Source organism: Streptomyces flavofungini, from assembly GCF_041028215.1.
Taxonomy (GTDB): Bacteria; Actinomycetota; Actinomycetes; order Streptomycetales; family Streptomycetaceae; genus Streptomyces; species Streptomyces flavofungini_B.
The window spans coordinates 1-14,395 of record NZ_JASKYR010000014.1 but is presented as its reverse complement, the minus strand read 5'-3'; the positions used below and the strand labels follow the sequence as shown (position 1 = coordinate 14,395).

Here is a 14,395-nt window from a genome sequence, read left to right as displayed (position 1 = left end):
GGCGCCGTCTGACGGGCGCAGCTTGTCGGATTCGCCATCCCTGTAAAGCGTCAGGCTAAACATCCAATTCCCGGCCAAAGTCCGGAAGACGCCATGATCTTCGTGTGAGTTTGCTCACGAGCTAGCGGGCAAAAGGGTCAATTCGCACGCGACTTCACGCCTTTAGAAACGGACATTGCGCCACTGAAGGCACCATTCCGCTCCTGATCATGAAGACTGGGACACCCCCTCCCCGTAGGAGCTACGTGGGGCAATGTCCGTTTTCCCCTAGATCACTTTCTACGTCTCGTGACACCCCACTCACGCCGCGTCACCCCTTTCGAGGTGCGGCACACGGGCCTTGTTGGAGATCCTGCACTGTGCTGGAATTCCCGGGACCGCCGCGGGATCGAACCGGCGCGCAGGGGCGCAACGCAGCGCCGAGTGGCGGCGGGAAGGGGGAGCAGCGCCGGTCACTCAACGACCACCCATGGGGCGTTTCGCGCCCCACGACGCCGACACCGTCCCGCCGTCACACGGCAGGACGCCTGGTCCAGAGGTTGCGACGCTAGTGCAGGGACGTTTCAAGAGGGATGGCAAGGGGTCTCCCCAGGCCGGCCGAGGCGAAGCCGCGGCGGAGCCGGAGCGCGGCGGGAACGACCGCGGCTCCTCGCCCCAGCACGCCCAGAACCCCGGTCCGGGCGCGCCCGGCGACAGCGGCCCCGCCGCGCGCCAGGGCGTCACGGGCGGCGGCCCGGCGGCTCCCCCCGCCAAGGACACCAAGGGCAAGGGCTCGACGGGCGCCAAGGCGCCCACCGGCCCCGGCTCCCGAATAGCCCTGCGCAACTGGCGCATCTCCACCCGCCTGGTCTCGCTGCTCGCGCTCCCCGTGATCACCGCGACCACGCTCGGCGGGCTCCGCATCAACTCGTCCCTCGACGAGATCCAGCAGCTCGACAACATGAAGCTGCTGACGGACATGACCAAGCAGGCGACCGCGCTCGCCGTGGCGCTCCAGGAGGAGCGCGACAAGTCGGCCGGTCCCCTCGCGCACGGCGCCAAGGCGACGGACTACACGGTCAAGGGCGCCCGCGAGAAGACCGACCGGGTCTACCGCGACTTCCTCCGGGGCACCCAGGACCTCAACGACACCGACGGCGAGAACGGCCTGCTCGGCGTCCGCCACAGCGCCGTCCAGATCACCCAGCAGCTCCAGGGCATCAACAAGGTCCGCAAGGACGCCTACAAGGACCCGAAGTCGACCTCGCAGACGGTCGAGGCCTACAGCCAGCTCGTCGAGCAGCTCCTCGCGTTGTCGCAGGACATGGCGCAGGCGACGTCCAACCCCGAGATGATCCAGCGCACCCGCGCCCTGGCCGCCTTCTCCTCGGCCAAGGAGTACGCGTCGGTGCAGCGCGCGATCATCGCCGCCGCCCTGCCCGCGAACGACAGCGACTACGGCAAGATCTCCGAGACGGACCGCACCTTCGGTCTCAGCGCCAACGCCAAGGAGCGTTCGGAGCTGGTCTCGTTCAGCAAGATCTACGCCGGTAACCCCGACGAGCTGACCAAGCCCATCGACGGCGGCAACGCGGGCATCAAGGAAGCCAACGAGTACGCCAAGCGCGTCCTCGAACAAGAGGGCGGCATCAAGCTCCAGCAGAAGCGGTCCTACAAGGACTGGGTCGACAACGACACGACCAAGATCGACGCGATGTCGAAGATCGAGCTCACGCTGCTCGGCGAGATGGAGCAGAAGGCCCGCGAGCTGCGCAACGAGTCGGAGCAGTCGGCCATCCTCAACGGTGCGCTGATCCTGCTCGTGCTCGGCGTCTCGCTGGTCGGCGCGTTCGTCGTGGCCCGGTCCATGATCCGCTCGCTGCGCCGCCTCCAGGACACCGCGACCAGGGTCGCCCAGGACCGCCTGCCCGAGCTCGTCAAGCAGCTCTCCGAGTCCGACCCGCAGGACGTCGACACCTCCGTCGAGTCCGTCGGTGTGCACTCCAGGGACGAGATCGGCCAGGTGGCCGCGGCCTTCGACGACGTGCACCGCGAGGCCGTCCGCCTCGCCGCCGAGCAGGCCCTTCTGCGGGGCAACGTCAACGCGATGTTCACCAACCTCTCGCGCCGCTCGCAGGGCCTCATCCAGCGTCAGCTCTCGCTCATCTCCGAGCTGGAGTCGCGCGAGGCCGACCCCGACCAGCTCTCCTCGCTGTTCAAGCTCGACCACCTCGCGACCCGTATGCGCCGTAACGGCGAGAACCTCCTCGTCCTCGCAGGTGAGGAGCCGGGCCGCCGCTGGACGCGGCCCGTGCCGCTCGTCGACGTGCTGCGCGCCGCCGCCTCCGAGGTGGAGCAGTACGAGCGCATCGAGCTCTCCGCGGTGCCCTCGACCGAGGTCGCGGGACGCGTGGTCAACGACCTCGTGCACCTCCTCGCCGAGCTCCTGGAGAACGCGACATCGTTCTCCTCGCCGCAGACCAAGGTGAAGGTCACCGGTCACGCGCTGCCCGACGGCCGCGTCCTGATCGAGATCCACGACACCGGCATCGGCCTCTCCCCCGAGGACCTCGCCGCGATCAACGAGCGGCTCGCGTCGCCGCCCACCGTGGACGTCTCCGTCTCCCGCCGCATGGGTCTGTTCGTGGTCGGCCGCCTCTCGCAGCGCCACGGCATCCGCATCCAGCTCCGCCCCTCCGACTCCGGTGGCACGACGGCCCTCGTCATGCTGCCCGTCGACGTCGCCCAGGGCGGCAAGAAGGCTCCCGGCAAGCCCGGTGGCCCCGGCCCGACCGGTGGTCCCGCCGCCGCCCAGGCCTCGGCCGGTGCCGCCGCCGCGCGCCGCGGTGTCGGCGCGGGCAACGCCGGTCCCGCGCTCGGCCAGGGCCCCGGCCCCTCCGGTGGTCCCGGCCGCGGCGGTCCCGCCCTCGGCAGCGGTCCCGGCGCCGGTGCTCCCGGCCGGCCGGGTGCCGGTGCCGGTGGTCCGCGCCAGCAGGTCGCCGGTTCGGGACCGCGGGCCGCGCTGCCCTCCAGGGACACCGGTCAGCAGCGTCCGGCGGGCGCGCCCCTCGGCCAGCAGCCGCAGGCACCGCAGGGCGGCCGCGGCGGGGCCCAGCAGCCGCCGGTCCCGCAGCAGCGCACGAACGCCATGAACCCGCCGGCCGACGCCGGTGACCAGGGTCGTCGTCCGCAGCTTCCGCCGCGCGGGGGTCCGCGTGCCGAGCTGCCCGGCGGCAACCCGCAGCCCCGTACGCCCAGTTGGAGCGACGAGAACGCGCAGCCGCAGGTGGCGCGCGAGCCCTTCGACGCCCCGCGCGGCCACGAGGAGCACGAGTCCACCGGGCAGTACCCGCAGCCCGGGCTGCCCGCCGACGACCGGCAGGGCCCCGGCTCCACCGCGGAGTTCCCCCGCCCGGACTTCGACGCGCCGCCGCCCGGCCCGCAGACGCCGCAGGACGCGGGTGCCACGGGCCAGTTCGTCCGCTCGGACGTCTTCGGCAACCCGGCCGACGTCCGGCAGGCCCCGCAGCAGGACCGGCAGCCCCAGCAGCAGGACCAGGGCAACGGCCCCGTCCGGCACGGCAACCGGGAGATGCCCGACTACACCGTGCCGCGCCCGCCGGCCCCCCGCCGGGGCCAGGGCGACCAGCAGCAGGGCTTCCCCCAGCAGCCGCAGCAGCCGCAGCGGTCCCAGCAGCAGGACCAGTCGCAGCAGCAGGACCCGCAGCACCGGCCGCCGCACCAGAACCAGCAGCAGCCGGGCCGACAGCAGCCCCAGCAATCCCAGCAGCCGCAACACGGTCTGCCCTCGGAGCTGGAGGCGCCCCTGCCGCCCGACGCCGGTTTCGGCGACGGACCGACTCCGCTGTACGACACGCTGGAGACCAACTGGTTCCAGCAGCAACAGCAGGGCCGTCAGCCCGAGCGGCAGCAGGAGCCGCAGCACGGTCAGCAGTTCGACCAGCAGTACGACCAGCAGCACGGTCGGCGCCAGGAGCCGCAGCGGAGCCCGCAGCAGCACCGCCAGGCCCCCGAGCAGGCGCCGCAGCAGCCGCAGGGCCCGCAGCCCTCGCGTCCGCTGCCCTCCCGTCCGCTGCCCTCGCGCCCGGCCGGCCAGGAGCCGTCCGCCGCGCCGGCCGAAGCGGGCGCCGGGAACGGCGCGGGAGCCTCGGCCTCCTCGAACTGGCGCACCTCCCCCAACGACGAGCTGGGCCGCCAGGCCGAGCGCGTCCGGCAGCCCTCCGCGGGCGGCGTCACCACATCCGGTCTGCCGCGCCGCGTCCCGCGGGCCAACCTGGTCGCGGGCACGGCTCAGCAGCAGCAGGACAGCACAGGTCCGCAGGTCTCGCGTGCCCCCGAAGAGGTACGCGGCCGGCTGACGAATCTCCGTCGGGGCATCCAGCAGGGTCGCCAGGCCGGCACCGGCCAGACCGGCAGTTTCCCTCGCCCCACTCACCAGCAGGAGCGTTAGTTGAGTCCGATGAGCCAGGCGGCACAGAATCTGAACTGGTTGATCACCAACTTCGTGGACAACACCCCCGGGGTGTCCCACACGGTCGTGGTCTCCGCCGACGGCCTCCTTCTGGCCATGTCCGAGGGGTTCCCGAGGGACCGCGCCGACCAGCTCGCCGCGGTCGCCTCCGGGCTGACCTCCCTGACGGCCGGGGCCTCCCGGATCTTCGAGGGCGGCACCGTCACGCAGACCGTGGTGGAGATGGAGCGGGGGTTCCTCTTCATCATGTCGGTCTCCGACGGCTCCTCCCTCGCGGTGCTCGCACACCCCGAGTGCGACATCGGCCTCGTCGGTTACGAGATGGCGCTGCTCGTCGACCGGGCGGGCGCCGTCCTCACCCCGGACCTCCGCGCCGAGCTGCAAGGCAGCCTGCTCCACTAGGCCGCAGCGCACCGGTACGCACGACGCCTTGCCCCTTCGGCCGCCCCACCGACCGAACGAACTGACCAACCGTCCGGCCGCCACACTGCCCCCACCGGCTCTGTCAGACGGCACACGCAGATGAACCTGCTGTCCCGCCCGGAGGATCCATGACCCCGCCCACCGCCTCTCACAACCCGTACGGCGATGCTTCGTACGGAATGGAAGGCGACCAGCCGCTGGTGCGTCCCTATGCGATGACCGGCGGCCGGACCCGGCCCCGCTACCAGCTCGCCATAGAGGCGCTGGTGAGCACCACGGCCGACCCGGCGCAGCTCATGGGGCTGCTCCCCGAGCACCAGCGGATCTGCCACCTGTGCCGTGAGGTCAAGTCGGTGGCCGAGGTCTCCGCGCTCCTTTCGATGCCGCTCGGCGTCGCCCGGATTCTGGTGGCGGACCTGGCGGAGGCCGGACTTGTCGCCATCCACCAGCCCGGCGGCGACGAGTCCGCCGGCGGCCAGCCTGACGTGACACTGCTCGAAAGGGTGCTCAGTGGACTTCGCAAGCTCTAACGGCTCGGACTCAGGCCGTTCCACCACCTCTGCCAAGATCGTGGTGGCGGGCGGCTTCGGCGTGGGCAAGACCACGTTCGTGGGGGCCGTCTCGGAGATCAACCCGCTGCGCACCGAGGCCGTCATGACGTCCGCGTCCGCGGGCATCGACGACCTCACCCACACCGGGGACAAGACCACCACGACGGTGGCCATGGACTTCGGCCGCATCACCCTGGACCAGGACCTGATCCTGTACCTCTTCGGTACGCCGGGCCAGGACCGCTTCTGGTTCATGTGGGACGACCTGGTCCGCGGCGCGATCGGGGCCGTGGTCCTGGTGGACACCCGGCGCCTGGCCGACTGCTTCCCCGCGGTGGACTACTTCGAGAACAGCGGGCTGCCGTTCGTCATCGCGCTGAACGGCTTCGACGGCCACCAGCCGTACACCCCCGACGAGGTCCGCGAGGCGCTCCAGATCGGGCCGGGCACGCCGATCATCACGACCGACGCCCGACACCGTGCAGACGCAAAGAGCGGCCTGATCACCCTGGTCGAGCACGCACTTATGGCACGACTCAAGTAGGCAGGACTTATACGGTAGTTGCCGTAGACAACACGGAGCGGTCTGTGTCTTTTGACACGACCGCACGCCGTGTTCATAACGTTTCGACAGAGAATTACCAGGTGACCGCCACGCGACGCGGTCATCTGGTGTCGCTGCGCGCACAAGAGCCCCGCCTTTTGGCGGGGCTCGCTCTTTATGACCGATTTATCTGAGGCCTGCACCACTCGGAACTTCCCGTTCCCGGTGTTTGGTGGAGCAGCGTCTGACGTGCTGGAATGCGCTGAACTGCCCAGTAGCACGGGCCTTGGAGACGACAGCGGCACAACGCGAGTGGTGCCGCCGCCGAGAGGTTGTTGGTCGAGTGAGGCGAAGCAAGACGAGCCCCGCGGCACCCCCCACGGGAACACCGGGGGACGACGCGCGGGGCAACTTCACCCCGCCGCCGCGTACAGCGGCGTCCCCCGTTGACGTGACCGCCACATCCGGCAATGAGCCCCCGGCCCCCTCCGGCGGGCGGCTTTCCCCGCGCAACTGGCGTGTGCCCACCAGGCTGAACGCGATCCTGCTCATACCCGTGCTCGTCGGTCTCGTCATGGGCGGCTTCCAGGTGAAGGGCTCCATCGACACCTGGAGCGAGGCCCAGGACGCCGAGAACACCGCCCGTCTGGTGCGGGCCTCCCTCGACTACGGCAACCGCCTCATCGAGGAGCGCGACCTCACCGCGGCCCCGCTGCTCAGCGGCAAGAAGAACGACCCGGCCGTCATCAAGGCCCGCAAGGCCACGGACGAGGCCGCCGCCGCGTTCAAGAAGGCCGCCGAGAGCATGCCGGACAAGGAGGGCCTCAACCGCCGCCTCGAAGGCTTCCGCAAGGTCGAGCCCCATCTGGCCCCGCTGCGCCAGAACGCGTACACCACCAAGCTCAGCGGCGTGAAGACCGAAGAGGGCTACGTCGCCATCCAGCACCCCCTGATGGAGTTCGCCAACGAACTCGGTTTGGGCACCGGCAACATCACCAGCTACGGCCGTACCGTCTACGCGATCTCGCTCTCCAAGGCCGCGCTCTCGCTCCAGCGGTCCATCGGCACGCACCTGCTGGTCAAGCCCGGCCCCGGCACCGGCTCGCTGACCCTCCAGCGCACCTCCTTCGCCTCGTACGCCTACCTTGAGCGCATCGCCATCGAGGAGTACACCGGCGGCGGCACCCCCGAGGACGTCGCCAAGCTGGAGCAGGCGCGGAAGGACCTCACGGCCGCGGGCGAGAAGCAGGCCAAGGAGGCCGCCGCCGACGCCAAGGCCCAGGGCAAGACCTTCGTCCCGCCGCCCTCGCAGGAGAAGATGGTCGCGGCCATCGCCACCCTGTCGAGCACGCAGCCGAGCGCCCGTGTCGCGCTGGCGGGCAAGGGCATCACCCGTGAGGCCTGGTGGGCCACCACGTCCGCCAAGTTCGACGCCTACCGCACCATCGAGTCCGACCTCGCCGACAAGGCCGTGGACGAGGCGTCCGACATCGCCGCCACCGCGCAGCGCAACGCCTACATCACCGGCGCCATCGTGGTCCTCGCGCTGCTCGCCGCCTTCATCCTGGCCGGGCTCGTGGCCCGCCAGATGTCCCGCTCGATGCACCGTCTGCGCACCGCCGCCTTCGGCATAGCCGAGCAGCGGCTGCCGATGCTGGTCGACCAGCTCTCGCGCACCGACCCGGGCCGCGTCGACACCCGCGTGGAGCCCATCCCGATCACCTCCACGGACGAGATCGGCGAGGTCGCCCGCGCCTTCGACCAGGTGCACCGCGAGGCCGTGCGGCTCGCCGCCGAGCAGGCGCTGCTCCGCGGCAACATCAACGCGATCTTCACCAACCTCTCGCGCCGCAACCAGTCGCTGATCGAGGGCCAGCTCACCCTCATCACCGACCTGGAGAACAACGAGGCCGACCCGGACCAGCTGGAGTCCCTCTTCCGCCTGGACCACCTGGCGACCCGTATGCGCCGCAACGGCGAGAACCTCCTGGTCCTGTCCGGCGAGGAGCCGGGCCGCCGCTGGGACCAGCCGGTCCCGCTGGTCGACGTGCTGCGCGCCGCCTCCTCCGAGGTGGAGCAGTACGAGCGCATCGAGCTCTCCGGGGTGCCGGAGGCCGAGATCCACGGCCTGGCCGTGACCGACCTCGTGCACCTGCTCGCCGAGCTCCTGGAGAACGCGACCACGTTCTCCTCGCCGCAGACCAAGGTCCGGGTGACCGCGACGCGGCTGCCCGACGGCCGGATCATGGTCGAGATCCACGACAAGGGCATCGGCCTCACCGCCGAGGACTTCGCGGACATCAACCACAAGCTGGCCAACCCGCCGACCGTGGACGCCGCGATCTCCCAGCGCATGGGCCTGTTCGTGGTCGGGCGCCTCGCCGACCGGCACGGCATCCGCGTCCAGCTCCGCCCCTCCGGCGAGCAGGCGGGCACGACCTCCCTGGTCATGCTGCCGGACGCGATCACGCACGGCGGCGGTGGCGAGCAGCAGGGCCAGGACCCCGAGTTCACGGTCTCGCAGATCATCCCCGAGCAGCAGGCGCTGGCGGCCGAGCCGCTGCGCACGGCCGCGGAGCTGGGCTTCGACGACACCCAGTACCACGGTGACCACGAGGCACAGCCGGAGCTCGACCCGGTCGGCCGCTCCCTGATGCGCGAGGAGCGCAGGGCCGCCCTGGAGGCGCAGGCCCAGCAGCCGGGCGACGACCGCCCGCTCTTCCGCGACGAGGTCGAGCCGGAGCCGCGGCAGGGCGGCTACGACCCGCAACAGCCCGCGTACGGCTACGACCAGCAGGCCGGATACGACCAGCACGCGCCCGTGTACGAGGAGCAGAACCCCGGCTTCGGCCAGCAGGGCGGCTACGACCAGGGGCAGCCCGCCTACGACCAGCAGCAGCCCTCGTACGATCAGCAGGGCGGTTACGACCAGGGTCAGCAGGGCTACGGGAATGAGCAGTACTTCCCCGGCCAGGACGGCTACCAGGGCGCGTCCGTCAGCTATCCGGAGCGGTCCCAGCAGGACGACTGGCCCACCGGCGACAGCCACCAGGGCGGGTACCAGAACGAGTACGCCCCGGAACCGGAATCTGCCCGGGCCGACCACGCGGACGAGGCGGAACGCGTAGGCTTCGACCGTCCCGGTCCGGTCCCTTCCACCGTCCACGAGATGACCGACGCGGGCCTCCCGCGCCGCGGTTCGTCCGCCCCCGGCGGCAGCGGAAGCGCCCCCGCCGGTCCCGCGCAGCCGAACGACAACCAGAGCGACTCCGGCACCGACAACTGGCGTTCGTCCAACGACGAGCGCTGGCAGCGCGCCGAGCGCCTCAAGGAGCCGAAGGCGGGCGGGGTCACCCCGTCCGGTCTGCCGCGGCGGGTTCCCAAGGCCAATCTGGTCGAGGGCACCGCCGAACAGACGCCGCAGGGCGGCCCCCAGGTCTCCCGCGACCCCGAGGACGTGCGGGGCCGGCTGAGCAATCTCCGCCGGGGCGTCCAGCGCGGACGCACCGCCAGCAGTGACACGAATGGCCAGGGCTTCAGCCCTGATAGCACCTACAACCAGGAGCGTTAGTGTGAGCCCGATGAGCCAGGCGGCGCAGAACCTGAACTGGTTGATCACCAACTTCGTGGACAACACCCCCGGGGTGTCCCACACGGTGGTGGTCTCCGCCGACGGACTCCTTCTGGCGATGTCCGAAGGCTTCCCGCGCGACCGTGCCGATCAGCTCGCGGCCGTCGCGTCGGGTCTGACCTCCCTCACGGCCGGGGCCTCCCGGATCTTCGAGGGGGGCGCGGTGACCCAGACCGTTGTGGAGATGGAGCGAGGATTTCTCTTCATCATGTCCATTTCCGACGGTTCTTCCCTCGCAGTTCTCGCCCACCCGGATGCGGACATCGGTCTCGTTGGGTACGAAATGGCACTTCTTGTCGATCGTGCGGGCACTGTTCTCACACCGGACCTGCGTGCGGAGCTTCAGGGGAGCCTTCTCAACTAACAGACAGACGGTGCGTTTTCGCGTCCCGTGCCCGTAAGGTTTCGGGACGCGGCTCCACAGTGATGGTGCCCGGCACAGTTGGAGGAGGAAGCAACGTGGCAACACCCCCAGACGGTCCGTCATCGGCGAGCTGGTCCCCTGGTCACGGCCAGGACGGCCGGTACGACGGCGGTGCCAACCGGTACAACTTCCCCTCCACACCGAGCCACCGCAGGCAGCCGTACGCGCAGCCCCAGCAGCCGGGGCCGCGCCCGTACGACCAGGGTGCGCCGGGGCGCGCGCCCCGTATCCAGCCCGTACAGCCCCAGCGGCGCGCCCCCGAACCGGCGCCCGCGGGGTCGGCGAACAACCCCCTGGTGCGCCCGTACGCCATGACGGGCGGCCGCACCAGGCCCCGCTACCAGCTCGCCATCGAGGCGCTGGTGCACACCACCGCACAACCGCACCAGTTGCAGGGCCAGTTGCCCGAGCATCAGCGCATCTGCAACTTGTGCCGGGAGATCAAGTCGGTCGCCGAGATCTCGGCGCTCCTCTCCATCCCCCTCGGCGTCGCCCGGATCCTCGTAGCCGACCTGGCGGAGGCCGGACTTGTCGCCATTCACCAGCCCGGCGGCGACGAGACCGCCGGCGGCCAGCCAGATGTGACACTGCTCGAAAGGGTGCTCAGTGGACTTCGCAAGCTCTAGCGGCGGAGCAACAGCCCGCTCCACCACCAGCGCGAAAATCGTGGTGGCGGGCGGCTTCGGCGTGGGCAAGACCACGTTCGTCGGGGCGGTCTCTGAGATCAACCCGCTGCGCACCGAGGCCGTCATGACGTCCGCGTCCGCGGGCATCGACGACCTCACGCACACCGGAGACAAGACGACGACCACCGTCGCCATGGACTTCGGCCGCATCACCCTGGACCAGGACCTGATCCTGTACCTCTTCGGTACGCCGGGCCAGGACCGCTTCTGGTTCATGTGGGACGACCTCGTCCGCGGCGCGATCGGGGCGGTCGTCCTGGTGGACACCCGCCGCCTCGCCGACTGCTTCCCCGCGGTCGACTACTTCGAGAACTCGGGCCTCCCCTTCGTGATCGCCCTCAACGGCTTCGACGGCCATCAGCCGTACACCCCCGACGAGGTCCGCGAAGCCCTGCAGATCGGCCCGGACACCCCCATCATCACCACGGACGCCCGCCACCGCGCGGACGCCAAGAGCGCGCTGATCACGCTGGTCGAGCACGCGCTGATGGCCCGGCTCCGCTAGGACGCCCCCGCCGCGCACGCAGAAGGCCCCGCCTCCCTGAAGGGAAGCGGGGCCTTCTGCGTGCGCTGTGTCAGCCCTGCCAGCTGTGCGGGGCGCGGAAGCCCGGGGTGCGCTCAAGACGGCGCCAGCCGGCCTTGTCGCGGCCTCGGCGGGGGGTGGTCTCCATCGGCTGGGCGGCGGCGCGGGCCAGCAGGATCGCGGTGATGGCCGCGACCTCCTCGGGCTCGGCGTGGCCCTTTTCCACTCGGATGTCGGGGGGAGTCATTGCGGGTCTCTCCTTGTGCGCAGGGTTACTGCGGAGGGTTGCCGTGCTTGCGCGAGGGCAGGTCGGCGTGCTTGTTCGCGAGCATGGCCAGGCTGGCGATCAGGACCTCGCGGGTCTCCGCGGGGTCGATGACGTCGTCCACCAGGCCGCGCTCGGCGGCGTAGTAGGGGTGCATCAGCTCGGCCTTGTACTCCTTGACCATGCGGGCGCGCATGGCCTCGGGGTCGTCGGCGGCCGCGATCTGGCGGCGGAAGATGACGTTGGCCGCGCCCTCGGCGCCCATGACGGCGATCTCGTTGGTGGGCCAGGCGTAGGTGAGGTCGGCGCCGATGGACTGGCTGTCCATGACGATGTACGCGCCGCCGTACGCCTTGCGCAGGATGAGGGAGATGCGGGGGACCGTGGCGTTGCAGTAGGCGTAGAGGAGTTTGGCGCCGTGGCGGATGATGCCGCCGTGTTCCTGGTCGACGCCGGGCAGGAAGCCGGGGACGTCCAGGAGGGTGACGATCGGGATGTTGAAGGCGTCGCACATCTGGACGAAGCGGGCCGCCTTCTCGGAGGCYTCGATGTCCAGGACGCCCGCCAGCGCCTGCGGCTGGTTGGCGACGATGCCGACGACCTTGCCGTCCAGGCGGGCGAGCGCGCAGATGATGTTCCGCGCCCAGCGCTCGTGGACCTCCAGGTAGTCGCCGTCGTCCACCAGCTCCTCGATGACCTTGGCCATGTCGTAGGGGCGGTTGCCGTCCGCGGGGACCAGGTCGAGCAGCACGTCCGAGCGGCGGTCGGCCGGGTCGTCCGACTCGTGCGCGGGCGGGTTCTCGCGGTTGTTGGAGGGCAGCATCGCGATGAGGTAGCGCACCTCGGCGAGGCAGGTCTCCTCGTCGTCGTACGCGAAGTGGCAGACGCCGGAGGTCTCGGCGTGCACGTCGGCGCCGCCCAGGCCGTTCTGCGTGATCTCCTCGCCCGTCACCGCGCGGACCACGTCCGGCCCGGTGATGAACATCTGCGAGGTCTCACGGACCATGAACACGAAGTCCGTGAGCGCCGGGCTGTACGCCGCGCCGCCCGCGCACGGGCCCAGCATCACGCTGATCTGCGGGATGACACCGGACGCCTTGGTGTTGCGCTGGAAGATGCCGCCGTAACCGGCGAGCGCGCTGACGCCCTCCTGGATACGGGCGCCCGCGCCGTCGTTCAGTGAGACCAGCGGGGCACCGGCCGCGATGGCCATGTCCATGATCTTGTGGATCTTCGTGGCGTGCGCCTCACCGAGCGCGCCGCCGAAGATCCGGAAGTCGTGCGCGTAGACGAAGACCGTACGGCCCTCGACCGTGCCCCAGCCCGTGATGACACCGTCGGTGTACGGCTTCTTCGCCTCCAGGCCGAAGCCCGTGGCGCGGTGCCGCCGCAACTGCTCGACCTCGTGGAACGAGCCCGGGTCGAGGAGCAGCTCGATCCGCTCACGGGCGGTCAGCTTGCCCTTGGCGTGCTGCGCCTCGGTCGCCTTCTCGCTGGGCCCGCGCAGCGCCTCCGCACGGATCTCGTGCAGTTCGGCCACGCGCCCACGCGCGTCGGTGGGCTCGCCCCCGGAGGAGGCGGTCTCATCCAAAACGGTCATGTAGCGACCTTACGGAGCGCCCCCGGGGAAACGGACCGTCGACTCCGTACAGTCTCCGGGCCGTTTTCCTGGCACCCCCTGACAGAAGCGGACGAGGGTACTGGGGAAGTGACTGCTCAGACCGCCTCTCACTGTAGGGGTTCCACAAAGGGATGGCGTGGTAGCCGCCGCCGACCCGGTCCCGGACGGTCACTCTCCGCTGAGAGGCCCCTCACAAAGGGGCCCGGGGGCACCGTAGCGCGCCACCCCCGGTGATTGGTGAGGACCGACAACAGCACCGGCCCGCCGTCTCAGGCGCGATGGACGGCGATGTTGCCGATTCCGGTGCGCGCCCGCACCTTCAGCGTGTCCGTCGGCTCGCTCGCGTCCTTGGGCTCGGGCAGCGACTGGCTGACCGTGCCCGCGCGGGTCCGCACGTCGAGGAAGGCCGCCGTGCCCTCGGGGATGCCGAACTCGATCGTGCCCGCCGCCGTCTCCAGGATCGCCGAGCCGCGCGCCAGCTCCCCCACGCGGATCGCTCCGTTCGCGGTCCTGACCGTGACGTCCGCCGCCGCGCGCTCGACCGTGACCTTGCCGTTGGCCGCCTTCACCTCAAGGGTGCCGCCGACCGGGCCCAGGCTGACTGCGCCGTTGGAGTTCTTGACCAGCGCCGAACCGGTGACCTCGCCGACCTGGATCTCGCCGGAGGCGGTCGTGACCTCGGCGGAGCCCTCGACCCGGCCGACGCCGACCTCGCCGAGACCCGTGGTCAGGCGGACCTCCGTGGCCCGCTCGACCTGGATGTCGCCCGCCGATGCCTTGATCACGCACTCCCCGAGGCTCCCCCGGGTCACGTGATGGACCAGCCCGCCGGTGCTCCGCAGCCCGGAACCGGCAGGGAGGGTGATCTCCACGTCGACCGAGGAGCCCTTGCCGAAGAGGGAGCGGTCCTTGGGCGCCTTCACGAGCAGCGCGCCGCCCGAGAACTCGACGCGGGTGCGCTCGGCGGCCCTGACATCGGCCTCCCGGCCCTCACTGCCGGGCCGTACGTCCACGACCGTCTCCTCGCCGTCCCCCGCGACGACGCTGACGTTTCCGGCGTCGAGGGTGACGGTGACGGCGATGGGTCGTGGAGTGTCGAAAGCAGGCATGGCGGTCCCGTCCTGACGGCTGCGGCGAGCCCTGGCGGCTCGGGTGGGGTGAAGTGGTCCTGGGTGGTGCCGGGGTGGCTCCGGCGGGAGTGCGGCGGCGGTGGCCTAGCGCACCCAGCCGGTGAAGCCGTTGCCGAAGCCCTGGGA

Annotated in this window: 11 protein-coding genes; 8 read left to right on the top strand and 3 right to left on the bottom strand. The window is 70.8% G+C overall.

The window, feature by feature from the left end; all coding sequences use genetic code 11:
- The first annotated feature begins 550 nt into the window (after nt 1–550).
- The 8 genes from AB8Z36_RS02205 (at nt 551) to AB8Z36_RS02170 (ending at nt 11,235) form a co-directional block, all read left to right on the top strand.
- The gene (locus AB8Z36_RS02205) at nt 551–4,450 is read left to right on the top strand and encodes a sensor histidine kinase (RefSeq protein WP_369211453.1); all 3,900 of its coding nucleotides are present in this window, start codon (nt 551–553) and stop codon (nt 4,448–4,450) included.
- 9 nt (nt 4,451–4,459) lie between these two features.
- Nucleotides 4,460–4,873, top strand: coding sequence for a roadblock/LC7 domain-containing protein (locus AB8Z36_RS02200; RefSeq protein ID WP_030787430.1), 414 nt, complete (start codon nt 4,460–4,462; stop codon nt 4,871–4,873).
- Nucleotides 4,874–5,022: 149 nt separating this feature from the next.
- The gene (locus tag AB8Z36_RS02195) at nt 5,023–5,424 is read left to right on the top strand and encodes a DUF742 domain-containing protein (protein ID WP_062779230.1); all 402 of its coding nucleotides are present in this window, start codon (nt 5,023–5,025) and stop codon (nt 5,422–5,424) included.
- The gene (locus AB8Z36_RS02190) at nt 5,405–5,989 is read left to right on the top strand and encodes a GTP-binding protein (RefSeq protein WP_369211452.1); all 585 of its coding nucleotides are present in this window, start codon (nt 5,405–5,407) and stop codon (nt 5,987–5,989) included. Before AB8Z36_RS02195 ends, AB8Z36_RS02190 begins: the two co-directional genes overlap by 20 nt.
- A gap of 343 nt (nt 5,990–6,332) precedes the next feature.
- A complete protein-coding gene (locus AB8Z36_RS02185) occupies nt 6,333–9,560 on the top strand; it encodes a nitrate- and nitrite sensing domain-containing protein (protein WP_440581837.1) in 3,228 nt (1,075 codons plus the stop codon).
- Between the two features lie 10 nt (nt 9,561–9,570).
- Nucleotides 9,571–9,984, top strand: coding sequence for a roadblock/LC7 domain-containing protein (locus AB8Z36_RS02180; RefSeq protein ID WP_062779227.1), 414 nt, complete (start codon nt 9,571–9,573; stop codon nt 9,982–9,984).
- Nucleotides 9,985–10,079: 95 nt separating this feature from the next.
- The gene (locus AB8Z36_RS02175) at nt 10,080–10,670 is read left to right on the top strand and encodes a DUF742 domain-containing protein (RefSeq protein WP_369211451.1); all 591 of its coding nucleotides are present in this window, start codon (nt 10,080–10,082) and stop codon (nt 10,668–10,670) included.
- The gene (locus tag AB8Z36_RS02170; RefSeq protein WP_030361923.1) at nt 10,651–11,235 is read left to right on the top strand and encodes a GTP-binding protein; all 585 of its coding nucleotides are present in this window, start codon (nt 10,651–10,653) and stop codon (nt 11,233–11,235) included. The genes AB8Z36_RS02175 and AB8Z36_RS02170 overlap by 20 nt, the downstream gene beginning before the upstream one ends.
- 70 nt (nt 11,236–11,305) lie before the next feature.
- Here the strand turns inward: AB8Z36_RS02170 and AB8Z36_RS02165 are convergent, their stop codons facing one another.
- The 3 genes from AB8Z36_RS02165 to AB8Z36_RS02155 all read right to left on the bottom strand — a co-directional run bounded on the left by AB8Z36_RS02165 (nt 11,306) and on the right by AB8Z36_RS02155 (nt 14,248).
- Nucleotides 11,306–11,500, bottom strand: a complete 195-nt coding sequence (locus AB8Z36_RS02165; protein WP_369211450.1) for an acyl-CoA carboxylase subunit epsilon — start codon at nt 11,498–11,500, stop codon at nt 11,306–11,308.
- A 25-nt stretch (nt 11,501–11,525) separates the two neighbouring features.
- The gene (locus AB8Z36_RS02160; protein ID WP_369211449.1) at nt 11,526–13,118 is read right to left on the bottom strand and encodes an acyl-CoA carboxylase subunit beta; all 1,593 of its coding nucleotides are present in this window, start codon (nt 13,116–13,118) and stop codon (nt 11,526–11,528) included.
- A gap of 290 nt (nt 13,119–13,408) precedes the next feature.
- Nucleotides 13,409–14,248 carry a DUF4097 family beta strand repeat-containing protein gene (locus tag AB8Z36_RS02155; RefSeq protein ID WP_369211448.1) on the bottom strand — a complete coding sequence of 280 codons (840 nt, stop codon included), beginning with the start codon at nt 14,246–14,248 and terminating at the stop codon, nt 13,409–13,411.
- Nucleotides 14,249–14,395: the final 147 nt, after the last annotated feature.